Source organism: Pseudoxanthomonas sp. 134C1 (assembly GCF_057773065.1).
In genome coordinates, this window is record NZ_JBYMTH010000004.1 from 51,987 (window position 1) to 77,605 (window position 25,619).

Below are 25,619 nucleotides of genomic sequence, written 5' to 3' on the forward strand. Positions count from 1 at the left end.
CATTCTCTCCGCCGCCCGCGGATGCGCAATAACAACAAGAACGCTATCGGAGAGCCCTGCGGCCAGCGCCGCGGTTCTTGCAGCCCACCATCTCAGAGAAGAACACCATGAAGCACGTGCCCGCCGCATTCGGCGTATTCCTGCTGGCCGCCGCCGTCAGCGCCAGCGTCAAGGCCCAACAGAACACCCCGCCACCCCCGGCCGAGGCGTCAAAGGCCGGGGAAGTGGAAGCCACCAATCTCGATCAGGTGATCGTCACCGGCGTGCGCACGCCGAAGGCGGTGGACAAGATTCCGGGTGCGATCACCCTGGTGTCGAAGGAAGACATCGCCCACACGCTGCTGGTGACCGAAGATGCCACCGCCGTGCTCGCGCGCACCGTGCCCGGCTACGCCGAATCGTCGCAGGCCATGAGCAACACCGGCGAAACCCTGCGCGGCCGCATCGCGCTGCGCCTGTTCGATGGCGTGCCGCAGGGTTCTCCCCTGCGCGAGGGCGGACGCAATGCGACCTTCACCGACATGGGCATGGTCGGCCGCATCGAGGTCATCAACGGTCCGTCGGCGTCCGAAGGCATCGGCGCGGCGGGCGGCATCATCAACTACCTGTCGAAGAATCCGACCAAGGAAGGCCACGAAACCACGGTCACCACGCGCTATTCCACCCAGTTCGGAACCGACAGCGCCGGCTGGAAGCTGGGTGTCAACCATGCGTACAAGCAGGACAACGCGGACTTCATCGGTGGCGTCTCGTTCATCGATCGCGGCATTTCCTACGACGGAAATGGCCGCCGCATCGGCATGAACACCAGCGGCTCGGTGTCCGATTCGGAAGCCAGGAACCTGTTCCTGAAGGGCGGCATCAACTTCGGCGAGAACGGCGAGCAGCGCATCCAGGCGACCATCAGCCACTTCAAGATCGAAGGCAAGGGCAACTATGTCCAGGTGGTGGGCTGCCGCGGTCCTGAAGACGAGGACGCCGATCCGCCGTGCACCGTGCCGCGCACCAATACCTCCGAGCGCGGCCAGATCTTCGGCCAGAAGGCCGAGTTCAACGATTTCAAGCAGTACGCCGTCAAGTACACCCATGGCGACTTCTTCGGCGGTACGCTGGGCATCGATGCCTACTATGCCGACCAGGCCATGCGTTATCTGCCGGAGAACGGCGATGACAAGCAGCTGGTCAAGGTGGACGACGACTTCAACGAGGCCGACCGCATCTACGACCAGTCCGAAATCGTCACCGACAAGAAGGGCTTCCGCGTCGGCTGGACCCGGCCGGAACTGTTCAACGTCTCCGGACTGGAGCTGCGTACCGGTGTCGACGTGGTCAAGGACACGGCCGAGCAGCGTCTGGCGCTGACCAATCGCCTGTGGGTGCCGCCGATGAAGTACGAAAGCACCGCCCCCTATGCGCAGCTGACCTACGACATCGGTCCGGTGACCCTGAGCGGCGGTTATCGTCGCGAGGACGGCGAGCTGAACGTCGACAGCTACACCACCACGGCCTACCGTAACAGCGTGTTTGTCCAGGGCGGCGGGGTGAAGTACAAGGAAAACCTGATCAACTACGGCGCGATCTGGCGCATCACTGATCAATGGTCGGTATTCGGTTCCTACGGCGAAGGCTTCGGTCTACCGAACATCGGCATCCCGCTTCGCAACATCAACGTGGTGGGACAGTCGGTGGATCGCATCGCCGATATCGCCGCCATCGTCGTCGACAACACCGAGTTCGGCGTCAACTGGCGTGGTGATCGCGGTTCCTTCAGTGCCTCGCACTACGACTCCAAGACGCCGTTCGGCACTTCGCTGGCAATCGATCCCAACTCCAACGACTTCATCCTCAGCCGCGCGCCGACGCGCATCAAGGGTGTGGAAGTCAGTGGCGACTGGCGCTTCAATCCGCAGTGGAAGGTCAGTGCGCTGTACTCGCGCATCCGCGGCAAGACCGCGTTCTGGGCGGCCGACCCGGCCGGCAACTACGGCGCCGGCGCGCTGAACAAGCCGATGGGCGTGCTGGACATCAACCCCGACAAGATCTCCGCCGCGGTGACCTGGAATCCGACCGCGAACATCGACGTCACCCTCGGGGCGACCCGCCTGGCGGATCGGAATCTTTCGGGCAGCGATACCCGTGCCTACGACAACCGCTTCTTCGAGTACGAGGAAAAGACCACCGGCTACACCCTGTTCGATCTGGGTGTGAACGTCCAGACCGAAAGCTTCGGCAAGTTCTCGCTCGGAATCGAGAACCTGACCGACAAGCAGTACATCCTGAGCTGGTCGCAGCTGGCGGGCTACCAGAACTACTGGGCGGGCCGTGGCCGCATGGTCTCGCTCACCCACACCATCAACTTTTGAAACGGACGACTCCCCCACGTCGGATGTTTCAGGGAACGCACGCGCAGCGGGTGTGGCCGCTGCTGATGGCCGCCCTGATGGTCGCACCCGCGGCCAAGGCGGCTCCCCCGGTGGTGGACCTTCCGGCCGCGGCGCCCACCGCGGCGGAGGGTTTTTCTCCCTCCCGCCTGCGGCGGCTGGACGACTTCCTTGATCGGGCAACCGGGCCGGAGGGCTATCTCGGCGCGGTCGCCCTGATCGCGCGCGATGGCAAGGTCGTGGCCGTGCAGGCCTACGGTAGCCGTGATCTGGCGCGTAGCCGGCCGATGACGGAAGACGCCATCTTCCGCATCTATTCGATGACCAAGCCGATCACCTCGGTGGCCGTGCTCCAGTTGATGGAGCAGGGCAAGCTGGGCCTGGACGATCCGGTGAGCCGCTACCTGCCGGAGTTCGCGCACATGCGGCGCTTCGCCGGCGGCACCGCGGACAAACCGGTGCTGGAGGCGGCGCGACGACCGATCACCCTGCGCCAGCTGCTCACCCATACGGCGGGTTTCGCCACCGGCGGCGAAGGCTCCGAGGAAGCCACGCGGCTGCTGGAGCGCGCGGATCTGCACGGGTCGCCGGATCTGGCGACCTTCACCGCTCGTCTGGCGAAAGTGCCGCTGGCGACCGAACCGGGTACCCGCTTCAAGTACGACGGCACCGGCATCGAAGTGCTGGCACGCGTGATCGAAGTCGTGAGCGGTGAATCTTTCGACGCCTACCTGCGTGGGCACATCCTCGCGCCGCTGCGCATGCGCGACACCGGATTCAGCGTGCCGGAAGCCTCGCGCGGGCGCGTGGTCGATCTGACCCGCATGGGCGCCGATGATCGTCTGGGGCTGGACGACAGTCGCAGCGCACGGCGACCGGGCGTGTCGCTCAACGCCTATCCCAGCGGGGCGGGCGGCCTGTACTCCACGATCTCCGACTACGCGCGGTTCTGCCAGATGCTGCTGGATGGCGGCGCACTGGATGGCCAGCGCATCCTGGGTCGCAAGACGGTTGAGCTGATGATGATGAATCATCTGCAGGGACAACTGGATCCGCCCGTCACCGAGTTCAGCCGCGCCGAAGGCTTCGGCCTGGGGGGTTCGGTGATTCTCGACGTCGCCGGCCGTGGCCGGCTGGGTTCGGTCGGCGCGTTTGGCTGGTCCGGCGCGGCCTCGACGTACTTCACGGTTGATCGCCAGGAACGCATGTTCGCGATCCTCCTGCTGCAACATCTGCCGGATGGTCAGCCGCACGATCTTCCCCGCCTCGCGACGCCTTTCTACAACCTGGTCTACCAGGCACTGGAACCATGACCGCCGTAACCAGGCACATCCTCGTCGCCGGTTCGGCGAACCTCGATTTCGTCGTCCGCGCCGCGCACGTGCCGGCGCCGGGCGAGACCGTGCTGGGGCGCGACTTCGCCACCTTTCCGGGCGGCAAGGGCGCCAACCAGGCCGTGGCGGCGGCACGCGCCGGTGGCGCGCCCACGCGCATGCTGCTGGCGCTGGGGCAGGATGCGTTCGCCGCGACCATCGAGGACTCGCTGCGCGGCGCGGAGGTGGATCCGGTGATCGTGCGATCCCGCAGATTGCCCACCGGCACCGCCTTCATCTGCCTGTCCGACGACGCGGAGAACGCGATCACCGTCGCGCCCGGCGCCAACAACTCGCTCCGCGCCAGCGATCTGCCACCGCTTGCCGCGGTGTCGCATTTGCTGCTGCAACTGGAAACCCCGATTGAAACCGTCACCGCGTACGCCGCCACCGCGCGTCACGCGGGGGTGACGGTGGTACTCAATGCCGCACCCGCGCGGATGCTGCCCGATGCGCTGCTGCGGGCGGTCGATGTGCTGATCGTCAACGAGGGCGAACTCGAGGCACTGGCCGGCCCGGCGGGCGGCATCGCCGATCGCCTCGCGCGCCTGGCCGTTCCCTGCGTGGTGGTCACCCTGGGTGCGCGTGGCTGCATCGCGCGCAGCGCCGAGGGCCTGTTCCTGCAACCGGCGTTCCGCGTGGATGCCGTCGATACCACCGCCGCGGGCGATACCTTCTGCGGCGCGCTGGCGGCGCGGATGGCGCAGGGCGATGCCCTGGCCGATGCATTACGCTACGCCTGCGCGGCGTCGGCGCTGGCCTGCACGCGCCTGGGCGCGCAGGCCTCGGTGCCCGCGCGCGAGGCGGTCGAAGCCTTCCTGCGCGACGCGCCGGCCACCACCGCGCAGGCCCGCGAGGCACTGGCCACGCAGTTTGGCCTGACCTGAATCCCCCTCCCTGAAAGAACCACGCCATGAACGCCGCACCGGATCCGTTTCCTTCCGCCCACGACGATGACGCGCCGCGCCACGTGCCGAAGACCGAATACAAGTTCTCGCACGTCACCACCCAGCGCTACCTGCCGACGCCGGGCAAGGCGCCGGGCTGGCCGTTCGCCGAGATCGGCCATTGGAAGATCGACGTCAGCGCCACCTCGGCCGACTGGATCGCCGAACTGCGCGACTGGCGCCGCGAGCACCTGACCCGCATCGGGTACGACGACGCCAACTACCGCCGCCCGGAACTGCAATGGGCGCAGCGCAACTTCGTGCACGCGCAGATGATGGTGGAGGACCGCTATTTCCATGATCCGGCCACCGGCCGCTATACCGTGGATCGCTATCTGGATGATCTGGAGCAGCGCTTCGGCGGACTGGACAGCGTGCTGCTCTGGTACGTCTATCCGAACATCGGTATCGACGATCGCAACCAGTTCGACATGGCCGCCGACCTGCCCGGCGGCCTGGCCGGACTGAAAAGCGCGGTCGATGATTTCCATCGCCGCGGCGTCAAGGTGTTCCTGCCGACCATGCCGTGGGACAACGGCACCCGCGCACAGGGCGAGGCGGATTGGCAGGCCGTCGCGCGGCTGGTCGAGGAGGTCGGCGCCGACGGCATCAATGGCGATACCTACAACGGCGTACCGCGCGCGTTCTTCGATGCCTGCGACGCACTCGGCCGGCCGGTGGTGGTACAGCCGGAATCCACGATCAGCGCCGAGGAGCACCTGATCTGGAACGTGCAGAGCTGGGGCAAGAAGGCGCCCAACGAGGTGATTCCGCCGGTGGCCAAGTTCAAGTGGCTGGAACCGCGCCACATGATCAACTACGAGAATCGCTGGGGTCGCGATCGCAACCACGATCTGCAATACATCTTCTTCAACGGTATCGGCTACAACGCGTGGGAGAACATCTGGGGCCTGTGGAACCAGTTCACCCCGCGCGACGCCGAATCGCTGCGCCGCATCGCCACCCTCGAGCGCCGCTTCGCCCCGCTGATGGTCAGCCGCGACTGGACGCCGTACTTCCCGACCCTGCAGGCGGGCGTGTTCGCCAGCCGTTTTCCGGGCGAGGGCCAGGTGTTGTGGACGCTGGTCAACCGCAACGAGTACGACGTGGAGGGCGAACAGCTGGCGCTGCCGCACCAGCCGGGCCGCCAGTATTTCGATGTCTGGCACGGCGTCCGGCTGCAACCGCTGATCGCGGGCGATCGGGCGGTGCTGGAGATGAACCTGGAAGGCCGCGGCTTCGGCGCCGTGCTGGCGCTGGACGAGGGCGTGCAGATCGAAGGCCTGGCGGCATTCCTGTCGCTGATGGCCGATCTGGCGCGGGTGCCGCTGCGCAGCCTGTCCAACCGCTGGCATGCGATTCCGCAAGAGATCACGCCGATCGCGCCGACCGACGTGCGCGCGCAGGCGCCGGAAGGCATGGTGACGGTGCCCGCTGGCGAATTCGTGTTCGTCGTCGGCGGCGTGGAGATCGAGGGCCAGACCTGGGAAGGGCTGGACGTGCAGTATCCGTGGGAAGGCAGCGCCCGGCGCCACCATCGGCGGCGGATGGCGATGAAAGCGTTCCACATCGACCGCCACCCGGTCACCCATGCGCAGTTCAAGCAGTTCCTGGAGGCCAGCGGCTACACGCCGCGCGATGCGCACAATTTCCTGCGCGACTGGCAGGACGGCGCGCCGCGCCCGGGTTGGGAAAACAAGCCGGTCACCTGGGTCTCGCTGGAGGATGCGCGGGCTTATGCCGCGTGGGCGGGCAAGCGCCTCCCGCACGAATGGGAATGGCAGTACGCCGCGCAGGGCACCGATGGACGGCTCTATCCGTGGGGCAATGACTGGCGCGCGGATGCGGTGCCGCCGGTGAACCGCGAGCGCCGCCTGCGGCCACCGGCCGACGTCGGTGCGTATCCGCAGGGAGCGAGCCCGTTCGGCGTCGAGGATCTGATCGGCAACGTCTGGCAGTGGACCGACGAATACGCGGATGAACATACCCGCGCGGCGATCCTGCGCGGCGGCAGCGCCTACCAGCCGCAGACCTCGCACTGGTATTTCCCGCAGGCCTACCGGCTGGATCAGCACGGCAAGTACCTGCTGATGGCGCCGAGCAAGGATCGCTCCGGCATGCTCGGCTTCCGTTGCGTGGTGGACGCGGAGTAGGGCATGGCGATGAACGGACAGGAGCGGCGGGGTGATCGCTTCGCCCCCGCAGCGGCCGGCGCGGTGGCGCTGGGCGGCGTGCTGGGAGAGGCCATCGAAGCCAGCCGGCGCGGTCGCCTCGGCCACTTCATCACCGGCGCGGACAGCCCGGCGATCGCGATCTTCCATCCCGAGCACACCCGCGAGAATCTGGAAGGCGACTGGTACGGCGAACATGCGGGCAAGTGGCTGTACGCGGCCGCGCGCGCGGTGGCGCGCAGCGGTGACGACATCCTGCGCGAGAACCTGCGCGCCGTCGCCGATTACCTGCTGTCGCGCCAGGCCGATGACGGCTATCTGGGCAACTACGCGCCCGAACGCCGTTTCATGCGCCCGCAGCCGCCCAAGCCGGTCAGCTGGGACGGCGCGCCCGCCTGGCGCACCTGGGACATCTGGACCCACAGTTACCTGATCCTCGGCCTGATCGAAACCTGGCGCGCACTGGACGATGACCGCTACCTCGCCGCCGCGCAGCGCATCGGCGATCTGTGCTGGCGCACGCTGGGCGAAGGCGGCATCGACATCACCACGCTCGGCAACCACTTCGGCATGTCGGCCACGGTGCTGATGGATCCGGCGGTGGAACTGCACCTGGCGACCGGCGACCTGCGTTACCTGGAATTGGCCGAGCGGATCGCCGAACAGGCCGACGCGGAGCCGCGACTGCGGCTGATCCGCCGGGCGCTGGAAGGCGCGGACGCATCCGAGATCGCCACCGGCAAGGCCTACCAGCTGGCCTGGAACCTGGTCGGGCTGGCGAAGCTGCACCGGGCGACCGGGAAAGCGCGCTACCGCGATGCGGTCGAACATCTCTGGCGCAACATCCGCGAACACCATCTGACCCTGGGCGGTGGTCCCTGGGGCGGCGTGGCGCATCGGTCGCGCGAAGTATTCAATCCCGCCGGCGTGTTCAGTCCGCAGGCCTACGTGGAAACCTGTTCGGTGCTGGCGTGGCTGCAACTCAACCGCGAGCTGCTGCGGATCACCGGTCACGCGCGCCACGCCGAGGAAATCGAGCGCATCGCCTACAACGATCTGCTCGGTGCCGCCGCGCCCAACGGCGAGGATTGGTGCTACTACTCGTTCCCCAACGGCCCGCGCGTGCATACCACCTACTGGCGTTGCTGCAAATCCAGCGGCGCGATGGCCTGGGAGGAACTGCCGCCGCTGGCCTACGGCGTGGCCGACGACGGCGCGTTGCAGGTCAATCTCCATGGTCCCGGACAGGCGCGGCTGGCGCTGCCGGGTGGCGAGGTCGGGGTCGTCCAGTCGGGCGGTTACCCGTTCGACGGCGACGTGATGCTGGAGCTGCAACCGGCACGGGCGATGCGCTTCACCCTGCGCCTGCGCGTTCCCGCCTGGGCCGAAGGCGCCCGTGTGGCGGTGAACGGCGAAGCACTGGATATCGCCGGCACGCCCGGTGAATGGCTGGATGTCGATCGCGACTGGCAGCCGGGCGACACGGTGTCGCTGCGCCTGCCGATGACGCCGGTCCTGCATCACCGCCGCAGCCGCAACGTGCAGGAATCACGCGCGCCGGACGGTTCGCCGGTGCGCCAGCAGGTGCTGCGCTACGAGTATGTGGGCCTGACCCGCGGGCCGCTGGCGTATGCGACCGGGCTCATCGACGGCTTCAAGCACGAGGAGGCGGTCCGCCTGCCGGACGACGCGCCGATGGATTGGCTGCGCGAATCGCCGGCGGCCGATGGCGGGCCGGGCGTGGACGTGGAAATGCGCCTGTCCTGCCGCGCGCCGCTGCGCTTCAGTCCCTACTACCGCGCCGGTGGCCGCGACGACGGCGCCTGGCGGCTGGGCTGGCTGTCGCTGGCGCCGGATCGCTGGCGGGCGGATCCGGAACCGGAGGCCGGTTGATCCGGGAGGACGCCATGCACGCGCCGGGCAAGCAAGAATTTGTCGCCGCAGAAAATATCCGTCCCCGCTGTTTTGCCACCGGGGCATGCGGGAGACTGGCCCCGGCACGGCTCGCGGCACCCGATGGAAAATTCACGCATGGATAACCCGTCTCCCTTCGCCCTGGCGCGGCGCGAAGGCCCCGCCGGACCGCTCAGCGGCGTCAAGGTGCTGGATCTGAGCGCCTACATCGCCGGGCCGTATGGCTGCACCCTGCTGGCCGATCAGGGCGCGCAGGTCATCAAGATCGAGCCGCCCGACGGCGACAACCTGCGCAAGTATCCGTCCACGCTCGCAGCCGAAAGCCGCGCGTTCATGGGCGTGAACCGCAGCAAGATCGGCATCGTCCTGGATCTGAAGAGCGCCGGGGGCCTGGCCGCGCTGTTGCGGCTGGTGCGCGAGGCCGACGTGCTGGTGCACAACTTCCGCCCCGCCGTGCCGAAACGGCTGGGCATCGATTTCGATCGGCTGGCCCTGATCAATCCGCGCCTGATCTATTGCGCCGTCACCGGCTATGGCGAACACGGCCCGATGAAGGACAAGGCCGGCTACGACCAGGTCCTGCAGACCATGACCGGCATGTGCACGCTGCAGGGCAAGCGCGGCGGCGCGCCGGAAATCACCTACGGTTCGGTGGTGGACTACTATGCCGCCGCGCTGCTGGCGGCGGGCGTGTCTTCGGCGCTGTACGAGCGCGAGCGCAGCGGCCGTGGCCAGTTCGTCGGCGTGTCGCTGCTGCGCAGCGCGCTGACCATGCAGTCGGCGCGGATGATCTGGGCCGAGGGCGAATCGCTCGACATCGGCCGCGACATGCGCTCCGGCGGCGTCACCGGCATCCATCCGGCGCGCGAGGGCCACATCTACATCTCCGCCAATACGCCGCGGTTCTGGAAGGCATTATGCGAGAAGACCGGACTGGACGCGCTGGCCACGAACGAACGCTACGACAGCGTGCGCAAGCGCGCCGAGCATGCGAACGAGATCGTGCCGCTGCTGCACGAGGCGCTCGCGACCCGCACCGCGCTCGAATGGGAAGCCCTGTTCGGCGATGAAGTGCCCTGCGCCGCGGCGCGCCGGATCGAGGATATGTTCGATCACCCGCAGGTGCTGGCCGAGGACATCGTCGCCAGCATCGAACACCCGGCCGTGGGCCGCTACCGCGGCGTGACCCGGCCCATCGCGTTCGGCCGCACGCCCGGGCCGGCGCCTTTCGCCGCGCCGGTGTTCGATCAGCACACCGACGCCGTGCTGGGCGAAGTCCTGCCCGAGCACGAAGGCGACTGACCGGCCACCGGCGTTACGCCGGTTTTACGCGGATGGGGCCACCCGCGAATGGTGGCTTTATGCCACCTGTCTCCATCATGTCGCGCTCTGTTCAAGCGGACGCGACATTGAAGCTCTTTCCTCTGCGCCTGGTGCCGGATCAACCGCGCATCGATTTCATGCGCTGGCGCCGGTTCACGCTGGTGGGCGCGGCACTGCTTGCATTGGCGGCGATCACCATCGTCGCCGTCAAAGGCTATCGATTCGCGCTGGACTTCACCGGCGGCGTCCTGGTTGAAGCCCGCTTCGAGCGGCCGGTGGGGCTGGAAGCGCTGCGCCGGGATCTGCGCGCCGTCGGCTTGGAAGGCGCCCAGGTGCAGCAATACGGCAGCGGCCACGACGTACTTATCCGTACCGGCAGCGATGGCGTGCGATCGGACGAACAACAGGCGATCCGTGACGCCGTCGACGGCGTGCTGTCCACTTGGGACGGCCACGTGCTGCGCACGGAATACGTCGGCCCGCAGGTGGGCCGCGAACTGGCCGGCAACGGCCTCATGGCGCTGCTGGTGGTGTTGGGCGGATTCCTTGTCTATGTCGGCTTCCGTTTTGAATGGAAGTTCGCCGTCGCAGCCAGCGCCACCACCCTGTTCGATCTGCTGCTGGTGGCAGCGCTGGTCTCCTTGCTGGAATGGGACGTGGACCTGACCGTCATCGCGGGCCTGCTATCGGTGATGGGCGTTTCCATCAACGACAAGATCGTCGTGTTCGACCGGGTCAGGGAGAACTTCCGCCGTCACCGTGGAGATCCGATCCCGCTGATGAACACCGCGATCAACCAGACCCTGTCACGCACCTTGGTCACCTCGCTGGTGATCTTGCTTTCGGTGCTGGCGCTCTATCTCTACGGCGGCGATTCGCTGCGCGGGCTGTCGTCCACGCTGATGGCCGGTGTGGGTATCGCCACCCTGTCCTCGATCCTGGTGGCCTGCCCGTTGCTGTCCGTCGGCGCACTGCGGATCCAGCCGAAAGACCTGATTCCACGCACGGCCGACCGGAGCGATCTGGATCGACGCCCCTGAACGCCGCCGCCGCCCGATCTCCCGCAACACCCACGCAAAGCCTTCCGTAAAGCCATTTCCGCGCGTTTTTACGCCGAATTTACGGGGTGGGGTGGGCACTCGAATGGAGAGTTTACGCGGCGGCTACGCACACTAATCCCCGGCCGAAAGGCCTTACCAAGAGCAAAACCATGAAGTCTCGCATTCAAGCCGTCCACCCGCGCCACCGGCGCTTCCTGTCGCTGATGACGGGAGCCTTGCTGCTGGGCGCGTTGCCGCTGGCCCATGCGGCCACCGTGAGTGGCAACGCCACCCTCACCACCGACTACATCTGGCGCGGCACCAGCCAGACCCAGGGCGATCCGGCGATCCAGGCCGGCTTCAAGGCCGCCGCCGGCAACGGTCTTTACGGATCGGTGTGGGGCTCCAACGTGGAATTCGCCCCCGAAACGCATGCCTCCAGCGAATTCGATTTCGTCGTCGGCTGGGCCGGCAACCTCGCCGATGACTGGGCGCTCGACGTCAATCTCACCCACTACCGCTATCCCGGCACGACCGTGGACCTCAACTGGTCCGAACTCAACGGCACCGTGACCTGGAAGCAGAACACCTGGGTGCAGGTCGGCTGGTCCAACGACGCGCTGGCGACGGACCGCAACGGCACCTACGCACAGTTGGGTACGCGTGTTCCGCTGGGCGAACAGTGGCGGCTGGAAGGGGTGGTCGGCCACTACTGGCTGGACGACGCCTATGGCGACAGCTACGCGCACGCGCAACTGGGCGCGGTGTGGGCGTTCAAGGCGCCGTTCGAACTGCGCGTGACCGCGCACGCCACCGATGATTCCACCAAACGCCTGTTTCCGGATCTGGCCGGCTCGCGCGTCGAGGCGGCCCTGCAAGCGTCTTTCTGAGGAGAACTCCCATGCCTGGTTGGCTGGCCCTGTTGTGTGGCATCGCGGTGATCGTGGCGGCGGGCTATCTGCTGTACGTGATCCTGCGTCCTGAAGAATTCTGATGCGGATGAACGACAATGACTGAAGCATTTCTCGTCTTCACGCTCGCCATCGCGCTGGGCTGGCCGCTGGGCCGTTACCTGGCGGCGGTGATGCGTGGCGCGCCGATGCGCGGCGACCGGCTGTTCGGCTGGATCGAAAAACCGATCTACGCGCTGCTGGGCACGCGTCCGGAACGCGGCATGAACTGGCGCGGCTACGCCGGCGCGTTCCTGCTCAGCAACCTGATCGTCGGCCTGATCGCCTGGATCATCTTCATGACCCAGGCCTGGTTGCCGTTCAATCCCGACGACATCCCGAACATGCGCTGGGACACCGCGCTGCACACGATGGTGTCGTTCCTGACCAACACCAATCAGCAGCACTACTCCGGCCAGGCGCAGCTCTCATACCTCTCGCAGATGACCGGCATCGTCGGGCTGCAGGTGGTGACGCCGATGATGGGCCTGGCGATGGTGGTGGCGACGCTGCGCGCGCTGTTCGGTGGCCGCGGCGGCGCCAACGCCGCGCAGGAGGGTGGCGCAGGACAGGCGAGCGAGCGCGTGGACGTGGGCAACTACTGGTCCGACGTGGTGCGTTCGACGGTCCGCTTCATGCTTCCGCTGTGCCTGGTGTGGACGCTGCTGCTCACCAGCCAGGGCGTGCCGTCCACGCTCGCCGCCGGTCCGGTGGCGACGCCGGTGGACAGCAGCGCCGGCATGGGCGAACAGAAGATCCCGCTGGGCCCGGTCGCGGCGATGGTCGCGGCCAAGCAGCTGGGTTCAAACGGAGGCGGCTGGTACGGTCCGAACAGCTCGGTGCCGCTGGAAAACCCGACCCCGCTGTCCAACCTGCTGGAGACGCTGGGCATCCTGTTGATCCCGGTGTCGGTGGTGTTCATGGTCGGCGCGTTCACCGGCCGCCGGAAATTCACCGCGCTGGTGTTCGGCAGCATGATGCTGATGTCGGCGGTCTCCACCGGCGCGGCGATCTGGTCCGAGGCGCATTCGGCGACCGCCGCCGATCCGGCGCTGATGGAAGGCAAGGAGGTGCGCATCGGCGCCGACGCGTCCGCGCTGTGGGCGGCGGTGACCACCCAGGTCAACAACGGTTCGGTCAACGCCATGCACGATTCGCTGGCGCCGATGACCGGGCTGGTGGCGCTGGTCAACATGCTGGTCAACGCGATCTGGGGCGGCGTGGGCTGCGGCCTGCAGCAATTCATCGTGTACCTGCTGCTGAGCGTGTTCCTGGCCGGCCTGATGACCGGACGCACCCCGGAACTGTTCGGCTGCAAGATCGAGGCCGGCGAAGTCCGCCTGCTGGCGCTGCTGATCCTGCTGCAGCCGCTGGTGGTGTTGGGCCTGACCGCGATCACGCTGGCCGTTCCATCGATCACCGGCAACTCCAACCCCGGCTTCCACGGGATCAGCCAGGTCTTCTACGAATACACCTCCGCCTTCGCCAACAATGGTTCCGGCTTTGAGGGACTCGGCGACGCGACCTACTGGTGGAACCTGAGCTGCGTGGTGGCGCTGGCGCTGGGACGCTTTCCCGCCCTGATCATCCCGCTGGTGGTCGCCGCGCGCATGGCCGGCAAGCGCCGCGCCGCCGAATCGGCCGGCACCCTGCACATCGAAACGCCTACCTTCGCGCTGACCCTGGTGGCCGTGGTCGTGATCCTCACCGTGTTGCAGTTCATGCCTGCGCTGGTGCTGGGACCGATCGCCGATCACCTGTCGCTGGCCGCGCACTGAGAACACTTCCATGACGACGATTTCATACCAGGAAAAAACCCGCCGGGATCATCCGGCGCTGATGGACGGCGCGGCCTTCCGCGCGGCCCTGCGCGATGCCTTCCTCAAACTGGCGCCGCGGCATCTGATCCGCAGCCCGGTGATGGCGGTGGTGATGGGCGGCACCCTGCTGTCGGCGGTGATCACGCTGGCCGGGGTGGCGCCGGCCGGCTTCGGCGGGGCGGTGACCGCGATCCTGTTCGTGACGGTGCTGTTCGGCAACTTCGCCGAGGCGGTGGCCGAAGCGCGCGGCCGTGGTCAGGCCGCATCGCTGCGGCGCGCGCGCAAGGATCTGGTCGCGCGCCGGGTGGAGACCGCGCTGGGAGGCGCCGAAACCCGCATTCCCGCGGCCGAACTGCGCCCGGGTGACTACGTCATCGTGTCGGCGGGCGAGCAGATTCCCGCCGACGGCGAGATCATCCGTGGCCTGGCGACCATCAACGAGTCGGCGGTGACCGGTGAATCGGCGCCGGTGCTGCGCGAGGCCGGCACCGATCGTTCCGGCGTGATCGGCGGCACCAAGGTGCTGTCCGACGAGATCGTGGTGAAGATCACCGCCGAGCCCGGGCACAGCTTCCTGGACCGGATGATCGCGTTGGTGGAAGGTGCCAACCGCCAGAAGACCCCCAACGAGATCGCGTTGACCCTGCTGCTGGCGGCGATGACGCTGACCTTCCTGATCGTGGTGGCGACGCTGCCGGCGATCGGTGCCTTCGTCGGCGTGAAGGTGGAGCCGCTGCTGCTGATCGCGCTGCTGGTGTGCCTGATCCCGACCACCATCGGTGGCCTGCTGCCGGCCATCGGCATCGCCGGCATGAACCGCGCGCTGTCGGCCAACGTGTTGGCCAAGTCCGGCAAGGCGGTGGAAGTGGCCGGCGACGTGGACGTGCTGCTGCTGGACAAGACCGGCACCATCACCCACGGCGATCGCCAGGCCACCGCGTTCCATCCGCTGGCCGGCATCGACAAGTCGCAGCTGCGCGACGCCGCGCTGCTGGCCTCGCTGGCCGACCCGACCCCGGAAGGCAAATCGATCGTGCGGCTTGCGCGCGAGCAGGGCTGCACCCTGGACGAGCCGGATCAGGCGACGTACCTGCAGTTCACCGCCCAGACCCGGATGTCCGGCGTGGATGTGGAAGACCGGGTGATCCGCAAGGGCGCCGGCGACGCCATTGGCCGGCACGTACAGGCGCAGGGTGGCAACGTGCCCAACGAACTGGCCGCGCGCATCGAGCAGGTCGCCCGCGGCGGCGCCACCCCGCTGGTGGTGTCCGAGGGCCGGCACGTGCTCGGCGTGGTCGAACTGTCCGACGTGGTCAAGCACGGCATCAAGGAGAAATTCGCCCGTTTGCGCGCGATGGGCATCCAGACCGTGATGATCACCGGCGACAATCCGCTGACCGCCGCGGCCATCGCCGCCGAAGCGGGTGTCGACGACTACATCGCCGAGGCCAGGCCGGAGGACAAGCTCGCCCGCATCCGTCGCGAACAGGCTGCCGGACGACTGGTGGCGATGGTCGGCGACGGCACCAACGACGCGCCGGCGCTCGCGCAGGCCGACGTGGGCCTGGCGATGAACTCGGGTACCCAGGCGGCCAAGGAGGCCGGCAACATGGTCGATCTGGATTCGGATCCGGCCAAGTTGCTGGCGGTGGTCGAAGTCGGCAAGCAGCAGCTGATCACGCGTGGCGCGCTGACCACTTTCTCGCTCGCCAACGACGTATCCAAGTACTTCGCCATTCTGCCGGCGCTGTTCGCCGCCGCGCTGCCGCAGATGGCCGCGCTCAACGTGATGCGCCTGTCCAGTCCCGCCAATGCCGTGCTGGCCGCGCTGATCTTCAACGCGATCATCATTCCGGCGCTGATTCCGCTGGCCCTGCGCGGCGTCCGCTTCCGCCCCGCCACCGCCACCGTGCTGCTGCGGCGGAACATGCTGATCTATGGCGTGGGCGGCGTGCTGCTGCCGTTCGTGGGCATCAAACTGATCGACATGGCGCTGTCACTCGTGACCGGCGCCTGAGGAAAAACGACATGCAATCTCCCGTTAGTTACAAGATCGTCGCGTCGCCGCAGATCACCCGCGCCGGCCTGCTGCGTCCCTCCATCGGTCTGGCGCTGGTGTCGTTGCTGGGTTTCGGCCTGCTGTACTCGCTGGCCGGCACGGGGCTGGGACGCGGCCTGTTCCCCGCGCAGGCGACCGGCTCGATCCTCAACGTACAGGGCCACGTGGCCGGGTCGTTGCTGGTGGCGCAGCCGTTCGCCGACCCGCGCTACTTCCAGCCGCGTCCATCGGCGGCCGGCTACGACCCGATGGCGGCTGCCGGCAGCAACCAGTCGCGCGGCAATCCGGACCTGCGCAAGCGCATCGACGAGACCCGCGCGGCGGTGGCCGTGCGTGACGGCATCGCGCCGGCCGACGTGCCCGCCGATCTGGTTACCCAGTCCGGCGGCGGCCTGGATCCGCATGTCAGCCCGCGTGGCGCGGACGTGCAGATCGCCCGCGTTGCCCAGGCGCGCGGCCTGCCGCCGGCGACGGTGGCGGAACTGGTCAAGCGCCACACCGAGTCCCCGCAGCTGGGCCTGCTCGGCGAGCCCCGGGTCAACGTCCTGCGCCTGAACCTGGCGCTGGACGCGCTGCCCGCCGCCACGCAGGCACAATAGACGCATGACCGACGTCCGCAGCCGCCAAGCCGACGCCCTGATCGACGGCCTGCACCGCGAGGCGGGCGGCCGCCTGACCATTTTCCTCGGTGCGGCGCCAGGCGTCGGCAAGACGTACACGATGCTTTCGCGCGCGCGGGAAATGCGCAAGCAGGGTGTGGACGTGGTGATTGGCGTCGTCGAGACCCATGGTCGCAGCGAGACCGCAGCGCTCACCGAGGGCCTGGAGGTGGTGCCGCGCAGACGGGTCAGCTACCAGGGACGCTGGCTGGACGAGATGGATCTGGACGCGTTGCTGGCGCGCAGGCCCAAGGTCGCGCTGGTCGACGAACTGGCGCACCGCAACGCGCCCGGCAGTCGCCACGAGCGCCGCTGGCAGGACGTGATGGAACTGCTGGAAGCGGGCATCGATGTCTACACCACGATCAACATCCAGCACCTGGAAAGCCTCAACGACGTGGTCCACCGGATCACCGGCGTGCGGGTCAGCGAGACCGTGCCGGACGCGGTATTCGATCGCCTGCGCGACATCGTGCTGGTAGACCTGCCGCCGCGCGAGCTGATTGAGCGCCTGCACCAGGGCAAGGTCTACCTGCCGGATCAGGCGGCGCAGGCGTTGCAGGCGTTCTTCTCGCCGTCCAACCTGATCGCGCTGCGCGAGCTGGCGATGCAGACCGTCGCCGATCGCGTCGACAACGATCTGCGCGATACCCGGACCGCGCGCGGCCTGCCGGGCATGGCGCTGCGCCGGCGGGTGCTGGTGGCGATCGATGGCATGGGCCAGTCGGAGTACCTGGTGCGGGTCGCCCGCCGCCTGGCCGAGCGCCGCGACGCGCCATGGACGGTGGTCACCGTGCAGGCGCGCGAAGCCGGCGAAGCGACCCAGCTGGAACTGGATCGCGCGTTCGCGCTGGCGCGCCGGCTCGGTGCGCAGACCGATGTGGTGCACGGCAACAGCATCGCCGACGCGCTGCTGGATCACGCCGCCCAGAGCGGCGCGTCCACGCTGGTGCTGGGGCGCACCCGCGAGCGCCCGGTGGCGCGGATGTTCAATCGCACCCTGACCCAGCAACTGCTGCAGCGGGCCGCGCACTACGAACTGGTCATCATCAACACGCCGGAAGCGCGCGCGCGATCGCGCCGACGCTGGAACCGCGCCGACATGCCGATGCTGCGCAACGATCTGCTGTTCGCGGCGATCGCGGCGATGCTGGCGGTGGGCGTGTCCTGGCTGGTCGAACGCTGGACCGGCATCGATGATCTGTCGATGGTGTTCATCGTCGCGGTGGTGCTGGTGGCCACCCGCACGCGGATGGCGGCGGCGGTGGTGGCGGCGCTGCTGAGTTTCCTGGCCTACAACTTCTTCTTCATCGACCCGCGTTTCACCTTCAACATCGGCGCCTCGCAGGGCGTGACCACGGTGTTCCTGTTCCTGCTGGCCGCGCTGGTCGCCGGCCGGCTGGCCTCGCGCCTGCGCATGCAGGTGCTGGCGCTGCGCGCGGCGAATGCCCACGCCACCGCCTTGCAGACGCTCGGGCGGCAGCTCACCAGTGCGGCGGACCTGGGCCAGGTACTGGCCGCCGGCCGCGATGCGCTGGCCGTCGCGATGGACGCGGAAGCGTGGCTGCGCTGGGACGGACAGGTGGCGGCGTCGAACGGCGTGGTGCTGGAGGGCAAGGATCTGGCCGCGGCCGACTGGGCGCAGCAGCATGCGCAGGCCACCGGCCGATTCACCGATACGCTTGCCGGGTCCGCCTGGTGGTTCCTGCCGCTGCGCGATGCACGCGGGGTGATGGGGGTGGCCGGCGTGCGCTTCCCGCGCGAGTTGCCGCGCCTGGCGTTCGAGCGGCGGAGGATGGCCGAGGCGATGGCCGACGACATCGCCCAGGCCGCGCTGCGCACCCGGCTGGTCGCGGATCTGGAAGGCGCGCGCATTACCGGTGAGACCGAGCGCCTGCGCTCGGCGTTGCTGTCTTCGGTCTCGCATGACCTGCGCTCGCCGCTGGCCTCGATGATCGGCTCGGCCAGCAGCCTGGCGAACTACGCCGACGCCATGGACGCGGAGGACCGCAAGGCGCTGCTGGACACCATCCAGCATGAGGGCGAGCGGCTGGATCGCTACATCCAGAACCTGCTCGACATGACCCGCCTGGGCCATACCGGGCTGACCCTCAACCGCGACTGGATCAACGTGGACGAACTGATCGGCTCGGCGGTCGGACGGCTGCAGCGCTACCAGCCGGAAGTGCGGCTGCAGACCCGGATCGCCACCGACCTGCCGCCGATCTGGGTGCATCCGGCGCTGGTCGAGCAGGCGGTGTTCAACGTGCTGGAGAACGCCGCCAAGTTCTCGCCGCGCGGCGAGCCGGTCGAGGTCGAGGCGCGCCTGGCTGACGGGCAACTGCGCATCGACGTGCGCGATCGCGGTCCGGGCATCCCGGAGCAGGAGCGCAGCCGCATCTTCGACATGTTCTACAGCGTGGAGCGCGGCGATCGCGGCCGCCAGGGCACCGGCCTGGGCCTGACCATCTGCCAGGGCATGATCGGTGCCCACGGCGGCAGCGTGGAGGCGCTTCCCGGGCCGGATGGCCGCGGCACCACGATCAGGATTACGCTTCCCCTTCTGCATCCCTGAGTCTCGCCGGTCCCGCCTTGAATCCCGCCGACACCGTCCCGGTTTCGTCCGCGCCCCCGGTCCGCATCCTGGTGGTCGACGACGAGCCGCAGATCCGCAAGTTTCTGGATATCAGCCTGCGCGCGCAGGGCTACCGGGTGCTGCTGGCCGAGGACGGCGCCTCCGGCCTGGCCGCGCTCGCTTCGCCGGGTGCGGATCTGGTGATCCTGGACATCGGCCTGCCGGATCGCGACGGCCACGAGGTGCTGCGCGAAATCCGCGGCTTCTCGCAGGTGCCGGTGATCATGCTGACCGTGCGCGCGGGTGAACAGGAGAAGGTCGCCGCGCTCGACGCCGGCGCCAACGACTACGTGACCAAACCGTTCGGCGTACAGGAATTGATGGCGCGCATCCGCGGCCTGCTGCGCATCCAGGTGAGCGCGACGGCGGAGGCGCCGGTGGTGTTCGACGACGGTCATCTGCACGTCGATCTGGTCCGGCGCGAGGTATTGCTGGACGGCGAACCGCTGGCACTGAGCCGCAAGGAATTCGCGCTGCTGTCGTTGTTGTTGCGTCACGCCGGCCGGGTGGTCACCCAACCGCAGCTGCTGCGCGAGCTATGGGGACCCACCCACCAGCAGGACACCCACTACCTGCGCATCCTGGTCGGCAAGCTGCGCCAGAAGATCGGTGACGACGCGTCCGCGCCGCGCTACATCGCCACCGAGCCGGGCGTGGGCCTGCGCTTCATCGATGGCGGGCACTGACGCGGCACGCCCCACGCGGGTGGCATGCACGGATCACGGGCGTCGCTCCAGCCGCAGGAGCCGTCCCTCCGGCTCGTCCGTCAGCAGATAGAGCGCGCCGTCCGGCGCCTGCTTCACGTTGCGCAGGCGCGTCCCCGTGAGCAGCACTTCCTCGCCGAGCACGCGATCGCCCTCCACATCCAGCCGCAGCAGGCTGCCGGTGGACAGACCGGCGAGCAGCATGTCGCCGCGCCATTCCGGGAACTGCGAGCCGCTGTAGATCACCAGGCCGGTGGGCGCGACGGTGCGATCCGTCCAGGTCCATGCGGGCGCGGTGTAGATCGCTCCGGGCAGCGTCTGTGGCCGATAGCCGGTAGTGCGGTAGCGGCCCGAGGTATGCACCGGCCAGCCGTAGTTGGCGCGGGGGCGCAGCACGTTGACCTCGTCGCCGCGGTGGGTGCCATGTTCGGACATCCAGATGCGTCCGTCCGCCGCCTGCGCCAGTCCCTGCGCGGCGCGGATGCCGAGCGCGTAGAGTCCCGGCACCGCGTTCGCGCCGAAATCGGGATTGCCGGGCGCCGGTTCGCCGTCAAGGGTGAAGCGATAGATCTTGCCGCGCCTGTCCGCGGGATCCTGAGCGACCGGCAGGGGCGGGTTGTCGCCTTCGCGGAAATGCCGTTCGCCGACGGTCAGGTACAGGTGGCGCTGGCGGTCGATCAACAGGCCGCCGCCATAGTGGAATCGTTCGGCCGAACGCGGAGTGGCCGCGAACAGCGGGCGGACCTCGGACAGCCGGTCATCCAGCAGGCGCGCGGTGGCCAGGCCGGTGGTCAGGCCGTCCGCGCCTTGCGACGCGTAGGTGAAGTAGAGGCGCCGGTTGCTCGCGAAATCCGGATGCAGCACCACGTCGAACAGGCCGCTGTTGTCGCCGCGGCCCTGGAAGGTATCGACGAGGTCATCCGGCATGCCGGCGATCGGATGCTTCGCGCCATCCGGTCCGATGCGGATCAACCCGCCTTCCTTTTCGCTCACCAGGAAGTCCCCGTCGGGCAGGAACGCCATCGACCAGGGACGCCGGAGTCCGGTGGCGACGGGAATGGTTTCCACAGGGGCGGGTGCGGTGGTCATGCCCGCCGCCAGCATCAGTTCGAACAGCATCGACGATTCCTTTGTTATGGTGCCTCGCCGTCCGTGCCGGACGCGCGTCCGTCTTGGAGGAGGGGTTTGCCCGTGTCGTGGTCGAGGCTAGCCATTGCCGCAATGCCTGTCGGTCCATTTGCGCCAGGACGTTGCGCATGCGCGCCGAACCGAGCCGCGCCGGAAAGCCCGGCACGCGGCGCGACCTATCCTGTCCACCGGCCCGCACCACACGCGCCATGACTCCGGATCCCGCTTCCCTCCCTCCTTCCGCTTCGTGGCAACCGACCGTCGAGCCGCCGCCGGCGTGGCCCGGGAACGCGCTGTTCTGGTGGCTGCACGTGGGCGGCTGGGGCGGTGTGTTCCTGGTCAACTACTTCTCCGCGCTCGCCAACGGCAAGCCGGCCGAGTACTGGACCGTGTTCCTTGCGGTGGCGATGACCGGATTCCTCGGTACGCTGGGACTGCGCTATCTGTTGCGGGCATGCGCCGATCAGCCGCCGGCGCGGATGGCGCTGCTGATGATCGTGCCGGTGTTGCTGATTGCGGCGGCGATGGCGCTGGCCTACAAGCTGGTCACCGACCAGGGCGGGTGCAGCCAATGCCTGCCTTTCACCCGGTTCGGCTACTTCACCTACACGATCAGCCAGCTTTACGTGCTGGTGGGCTGGACCAGCCTCTACCTGGTCATGACCACCTGGCGGAAACTGCGCATGCAGACCGAAGCGGCGCTGGCGGCGACCGCGATGGCGCACCAGGCGCAGCTGAAGATGCTGCGCTACCAGTTGAACCCGCATTTCCTGTTCAACACCCTCAACGCCATCTCCACCCTGGTGCTGGATCGCGACAACGCCACCGCCAACCGGATGGTGCAGGGATTGAGCGCGTTCCTGCGCCACTCGCTCGACAACGATCCGATGCAGCGGGTGACGCTGAAGCAGGAACTGGATGCGATCGGCCTGTACCTGGACATCGAGAAGACCCGTTTCGCCGATCGCCTGCGGGTGGAAGTCGAGATCGAGCCCGCCTGCTGGTCGGCGCTGCTGCCGAGCCTGTTGTTGCAGCCGCTGGTGGAGAACGCCATCAAATACGCGGTGGCCAAGCGGGTGGAAGGCGGCACGATTGGACTGCGCGCCGCGCGCGAGGGCGAACGCCTGCTGCTGTCGGTCCTCGACGACGGCCCCGGGTGGCCGGCACTCGACCACGGTGGAGCGCCGCCGGATACCGCGCCGCGCGGCAACCGCGTGGGCCTGGCCAACACCCGCGACCGGCTGCGCGTGCTCTACGGCGAGCGGCAGCGCTTCGACATCCGCAACCGCGAGGAGGGCGGATTCATCGTGACGATGATCCTGCCGTTCGAAGCCGGCGGCGCACCCCGGGAGTGACCATGCCACCAGCTGCGAACGACAGGATGATCCGGACCCTGATCGCCGATGACGAGCCACTGGCGCGGCGCGGCCTGGAACTGCGCCTGGCGGGCGAACGCGACATCCATATCGTCGCCCAGGTCGGCGATGGCGCGGCGGCGGTGCGCGCGGTGTCCGAGCATGCCCCGGATCTGCTGTTTCTCGACGTGCAGATGCCGGGCCTGGACGGCTTCGCCGCCCTGCGCGCGATTCCGGCGCAGCAGATGCCGCTGGTGGTGTTCGTCACCGCCTATGACCACTATGCGCTCAATGCATTCGAGGCGAGCGCGGTGGACTACCTGCTCAAGCCGGTGGACGACAGCCGCCTGCACCAGGCCCTGTACCGGGTGCGCGAGGCGCTGGACCGCCGCGACGCCAGTGATCATCGCGCCAGACTGCTTGGTCTGCTTGGCGCGCTCAGCGGCCGGCCCGCACTGACCCTGGGCGAGGCGCTGGAGGCCGGCGGCGCACGGGAACTGCGCGACGCGGATACGCCGCTGGCCATCCGCGACGGCGCACGCACGTTGCGCCTGCCGCGCGCCAGCATCCGTTGGGTCGATGCCGCCGGCGACTACCTGTGCATCCATACCGATCGCGACACCCATGTGCTGCGCGCAACGCTCGGGCAGTTGGAGAAACGACTGGATCCGGCCCGGTTTCCGCGCATCCACCGTTCGACCCTGGTCAACGCCGGGCGGGTCAGCTCGCTGCGCCCACACCTCAACGGCGAATACTTCCTGACTCTGGATTGCGGACAGGAACTGAAGCTATCGCGCAGCTATCGCGACCGGCTCGCCCTGTTCAAGTAAGGCCGGCCCACGGCGCGACCCTGGTTGCGCCGAAGCGTGCGGAATCCGCGGTGGAAGCCATTGTCCGGGGATGTCGCGCCCGCCACTCTGAGGCTGCATCCCCAAGGAGACGTGCAATGAACCAGCAGCGGTTTCGTGGCCTGCTCGCGGGCGCCCTCATCACCCTGACCGCAGGCGTCCAAGCGCTGCCTGCCGAAGCGCCCGCGGCCCGCCCGGCGGCGCAGCAGGATCCCGCCGCGCAGGAAGGCATGCGCCAGGCGATCAATCACTACTTCCGCGGACAGGCCACCGGCGAAGCGTCCCACATGCGCCAGGCCTTCCTGCCGAGCGCGCGGATAGAGAGCGTGCGCGACGGCAAAGTGGCCTCGCTGACGCTGGACGAGTTCTGCTCGTTCTTCAAGGGCAAGGCCGCGGCCGACGAAGCGTCCCGCGTGCGCAGCATCGATTTCATGGACGCTTCCGGAAGCGCCGGTACCGCCCGCATCACCCTGGATCATGGCGCGGTCGTGATCACCGACTACTTCCTGCTGCTGAAGGTCGGCGCCGAGTGGAAGATCGCCAACAAGATTTCCTATTTTGGACGCAAGGCGGAAGGCCAGGCGGGATGAGGCGCTGGAAATCCGCGCGTCTGTTCCTCGCCACGCTGTTGTTCCTGTCCATCGCCGCGCCTCACGCGACGGCGGCGGACGCGCCGGCAACCCACGACGCCGCCGAAGCGATCCGCGCCATTGACACCCGATGGTCCGAGGATCTCTTCGCGGGCCGCCTGGATCGGGTGATGGAGAACTACGACGAGGACGCGGCGTTCCTGACCCACGGCGGCCCCATCATTCGTGGAAAGGCGGCGATCCGCGCATGGTTCCGGGAGCGCCTGGATACGCCGGGGTACTCGGCCAGGTTCCGGCCGACGGAAATCATTGCCGCGGCGTCCGGCGACATGGCCTACGAACTGGGCGAGTTCGAGGCGACCGTCCTGTCCGAAGGACGGCGGATGCGGGTCAAGGGCAAGCATCTGGTCACCTGGCGATGGAATGGATCGCGCTGGGTGGTCACCGCCGAGGCAATCAGCACCGATGGCCCGGCGGTGGCCGGGTAGGGCGCACGACCTTCCGGGAAGCCGGCGTCACCCTGGCGGCGCCGACGGCTGGACGAGGCGGACAGTCCGCATCCGGCGATTCGGGCGACATGGGCGATAATGGCCCGCGCAGGCGCCTGGCGGCCGCGGATCCGCGGCCCGGATCGCCGCACCAGGCCGCCCGAATGTCCGCGCGACGCCATTGGAACCCCCACGAACATGCAGCCGCTGGAAACCGCCGTCCCGACAGGGGCGAAGCTCCGCAGTCCCGAAATAGAGGAAGGCGTGACCCTGTCCGTCGCCCCGATGATGGACTGGACGGATTCGCATTGCCGCGTGTTCCACCGGCTGCTGTCGCCGCATGCGCGTCTGTACACCGAGATGGTGCACGCGCAGGCGGTGATCCATGGGGATCGCGATCGCCTGCTCGGTTTCGATGCGGGGGAACATCCGGTCGCACTGCAACTGGGTGGCAGCGAGCCCGAGCTGCTGGCGCGGGCCGCGCGCATCGGCGAGGAGTGGGGCTATGACGAGATCAACCTCAACGTCGGCTGTCCTTCCGACCGCGTGCAGGCCGGCCGCTTCGGCGCCTGCCTGATGAAGGAGCCGGCGCTGGTGGCCGACAGCGTGGCGGCGATGATCGCCGCGGTCGCCATCCCGGTGACGGTGAAGTGCCGGCTGGGCGTGGACGAACTGGAAGACTACGAGCGTTTCCGCGCCTTCATCGACACCGTGGCGGATGCGGGCTGCACGACGTTCTTCGTGCACGCGCGCAAGGCGTGGCTGCAGGGACTGTCGCCGAAGGAGAATCGCGAGATTCCACCGCTGCGCTACGAATGGGCCTACCAGCTCAAGCAGGAACGCCCCGACCTGACCATCGCGGTCAACGGCGGCATCGCCACCGAAACCGACGTGCAAGTCCATCTTCGCCATAGCGATGGCGTGATGCTGGGCCGCGCCGCCTATCACGAACCCTATCTGCTGCATGCGCTGGAAGCCTCGTTGTGGGGCGCGCCGCTGCGCGGCCGCGCCGAACTGCTGCGCGCATTGCGCCCCTATGTGGAAGCGCGGCTGACGGCGGGCGTGGCGCTCAAGCACATCACCCGTCACGTCCTGGGCCTGTTCCATGGCCAGCCCGGCGGACGCATGTTCCGCCAGATCCTCAGCGAAGGCGCCCATCGACCGGGTGCGGACTGGTCGCTGGTGGAGCGCGCCCTGGCGGCGACCGAATCGCGCCTGCAGCCGGCCGCCTGAC

General features: G+C 68.2%; 20 protein-coding genes. 19 read left to right on the top strand and 1 reads right to left on the bottom strand.

The features are described 5' to 3' along the window. The first annotated feature begins 107 nt into the window (after window positions 1-107). The 14 genes from AC3DEZ_RS09470 to AC3DEZ_RS09535 all read left to right on the top strand — a co-directional run bounded on the left by AC3DEZ_RS09470 (window position 108) and on the right by AC3DEZ_RS09535 (window position 19,958). Window positions 108-2,363 (top strand): TonB-dependent receptor, encoded by a 2,256-nt coding sequence (locus AC3DEZ_RS09470; RefSeq protein ID WP_488387994.1) that lies wholly within the window; start codon window positions 108-110, stop codon window positions 2,361-2,363. Between the two features lie 23 nt (window positions 2,364-2,386). Next, on the top strand, window positions 2,387-3,694 hold the full coding sequence (locus AC3DEZ_RS09475; protein ID WP_488387995.1) for a serine hydrolase domain-containing protein: 1,308 nt from the start codon (window positions 2,387-2,389) through the stop codon (window positions 3,692-3,694). Further along, window positions 3,691-4,641, top strand: coding sequence for a ribokinase (locus AC3DEZ_RS09480; protein WP_488387996.1), 951 nt, complete (start codon window positions 3,691-3,693; stop codon window positions 4,639-4,641). Before AC3DEZ_RS09475 ends, AC3DEZ_RS09480 begins: the two co-directional genes overlap by 4 nt. Window positions 4,642-4,667: 26 nt before the next feature. After that, window positions 4,668-6,854: a formylglycine-generating enzyme family protein gene (locus AC3DEZ_RS09485; protein WP_488387997.1), complete on the top strand. Its 2,187-nt coding sequence runs from the start codon at window positions 4,668-4,670 to the stop codon at window positions 6,852-6,854. Window positions 6,855-6,857: 3 nt separating this feature from the next. Continuing rightward, window positions 6,858-8,765: a glycoside hydrolase family 127 protein gene (locus AC3DEZ_RS09490; RefSeq protein ID WP_488387998.1), complete on the top strand. Its 1,908-nt coding sequence runs from the start codon at window positions 6,858-6,860 to the stop codon at window positions 8,763-8,765. Window positions 8,766-8,903: 138 nt separating this feature from the next. After that, entirely contained in the window at window positions 8,904-10,088 is a 1,185-nt protein-coding gene (locus AC3DEZ_RS09495; protein WP_488387999.1) for a CaiB/BaiF CoA transferase family protein, read from the top strand. A 107-nt stretch (window positions 10,089-10,195) separates the two neighbouring features. Then, window positions 10,196-11,149, top strand: coding sequence for a protein translocase subunit SecF (gene secF / locus AC3DEZ_RS09500; RefSeq protein ID WP_488388000.1), 954 nt, complete (start codon window positions 10,196-10,198; stop codon window positions 11,147-11,149). Window positions 11,150-11,319: 170 nt separating this feature from the next. Further along, complete coding sequence (locus AC3DEZ_RS09505) at window positions 11,320-12,039, top strand: TorF family putative porin (protein WP_488388001.1); 720 nt, start codon at window positions 11,320-11,322, stop codon at window positions 12,037-12,039. 11 nt (window positions 12,040-12,050) lie between these two features. Continuing rightward, window positions 12,051-12,143 carry a potassium-transporting ATPase subunit F gene (locus AC3DEZ_RS09510; RefSeq protein WP_141455506.1) on the top strand — a complete coding sequence of 31 codons (93 nt, stop codon included), beginning with the start codon at window positions 12,051-12,053 and terminating at the stop codon, window positions 12,141-12,143. A gap of 15 nt (window positions 12,144-12,158) precedes the next feature. Next, window positions 12,159-13,877, top strand: coding sequence for a potassium-transporting ATPase subunit KdpA (gene kdpA / locus AC3DEZ_RS09515; protein ID WP_488388002.1), 1,719 nt, complete (start codon window positions 12,159-12,161; stop codon window positions 13,875-13,877). A 10-nt stretch (window positions 13,878-13,887) separates the two neighbouring features. Next, the gene (gene kdpB / locus AC3DEZ_RS09520; protein WP_488388003.1) at window positions 13,888-15,936 is read left to right on the top strand and encodes a potassium-transporting ATPase subunit KdpB; all 2,049 of its coding nucleotides are present in this window, start codon (window positions 13,888-13,890) and stop codon (window positions 15,934-15,936) included. A 35-nt stretch (window positions 15,937-15,971) separates the two neighbouring features. Then, window positions 15,972-16,577, top strand: a complete 606-nt coding sequence (gene kdpC, locus AC3DEZ_RS09525; RefSeq protein WP_488388290.1) for a potassium-transporting ATPase subunit KdpC — start codon at window positions 15,972-15,974, stop codon at window positions 16,575-16,577. A gap of 4 nt (window positions 16,578-16,581) precedes the next feature. Beyond that, a complete protein-coding gene (locus AC3DEZ_RS09530; protein WP_488388004.1) occupies window positions 16,582-19,212 on the top strand; it encodes an ATP-binding protein in 2,631 nt (876 codons plus the stop codon). A gap of 17 nt (window positions 19,213-19,229) precedes the next feature. Then, a complete protein-coding gene (locus tag AC3DEZ_RS09535) occupies window positions 19,230-19,958 on the top strand; it encodes a response regulator (protein WP_488388005.1) in 729 nt (242 codons plus the stop codon). A gap of 33 nt (window positions 19,959-19,991) precedes the next feature. Here the strand turns inward: AC3DEZ_RS09535 and AC3DEZ_RS09540 are convergent, their stop codons facing one another. Next, on the bottom strand, window positions 19,992-21,095 hold the full coding sequence (locus tag AC3DEZ_RS09540; RefSeq protein ID WP_488388006.1) for a PQQ-dependent sugar dehydrogenase: 1,104 nt from the start codon (window positions 21,093-21,095) through the stop codon (window positions 19,992-19,994). A 218-nt stretch (window positions 21,096-21,313) separates the two neighbouring features. On the opposite strand from AC3DEZ_RS09540, the gene AC3DEZ_RS09545 reads away from it, so the two are divergent. The 5 genes from AC3DEZ_RS09545 to dusA all read left to right on the top strand — a co-directional run bounded on the left by AC3DEZ_RS09545 (window position 21,314) and on the right by dusA (window position 25,618). Further along, window positions 21,314-22,459: a sensor histidine kinase gene (locus AC3DEZ_RS09545; protein ID WP_488388007.1), complete on the top strand. Its 1,146-nt coding sequence runs from the start codon at window positions 21,314-21,316 to the stop codon at window positions 22,457-22,459. Window positions 22,460-22,461: 2 nt separating this feature from the next. After that, window positions 22,462-23,289, top strand: coding sequence for a LytR/AlgR family response regulator transcription factor (locus tag AC3DEZ_RS09550; RefSeq protein ID WP_488388008.1), 828 nt, complete (start codon window positions 22,462-22,464; stop codon window positions 23,287-23,289). A 116-nt stretch (window positions 23,290-23,405) separates the two neighbouring features. Further along, the gene (locus AC3DEZ_RS09555) at window positions 23,406-23,897 is read left to right on the top strand and encodes a nuclear transport factor 2 family protein (RefSeq protein ID WP_488388009.1); all 492 of its coding nucleotides are present in this window, start codon (window positions 23,406-23,408) and stop codon (window positions 23,895-23,897) included. Further along, window positions 23,894-24,385 carry a YybH family protein gene (locus AC3DEZ_RS09560; protein WP_488388010.1) on the top strand — a complete coding sequence of 164 codons (492 nt, stop codon included), beginning with the start codon at window positions 23,894-23,896 and terminating at the stop codon, window positions 24,383-24,385. Before AC3DEZ_RS09555 ends, AC3DEZ_RS09560 begins: the two co-directional genes overlap by 4 nt. Before the next feature lie 198 nt (window positions 24,386-24,583). Then, a complete protein-coding gene (dusA, locus tag AC3DEZ_RS09565; RefSeq protein ID WP_488388011.1) occupies window positions 24,584-25,618 on the top strand; it encodes a tRNA dihydrouridine(20/20a) synthase DusA in 1,035 nt (344 codons plus the stop codon). Window position 25,619 lies beyond the last annotated feature (1 nt).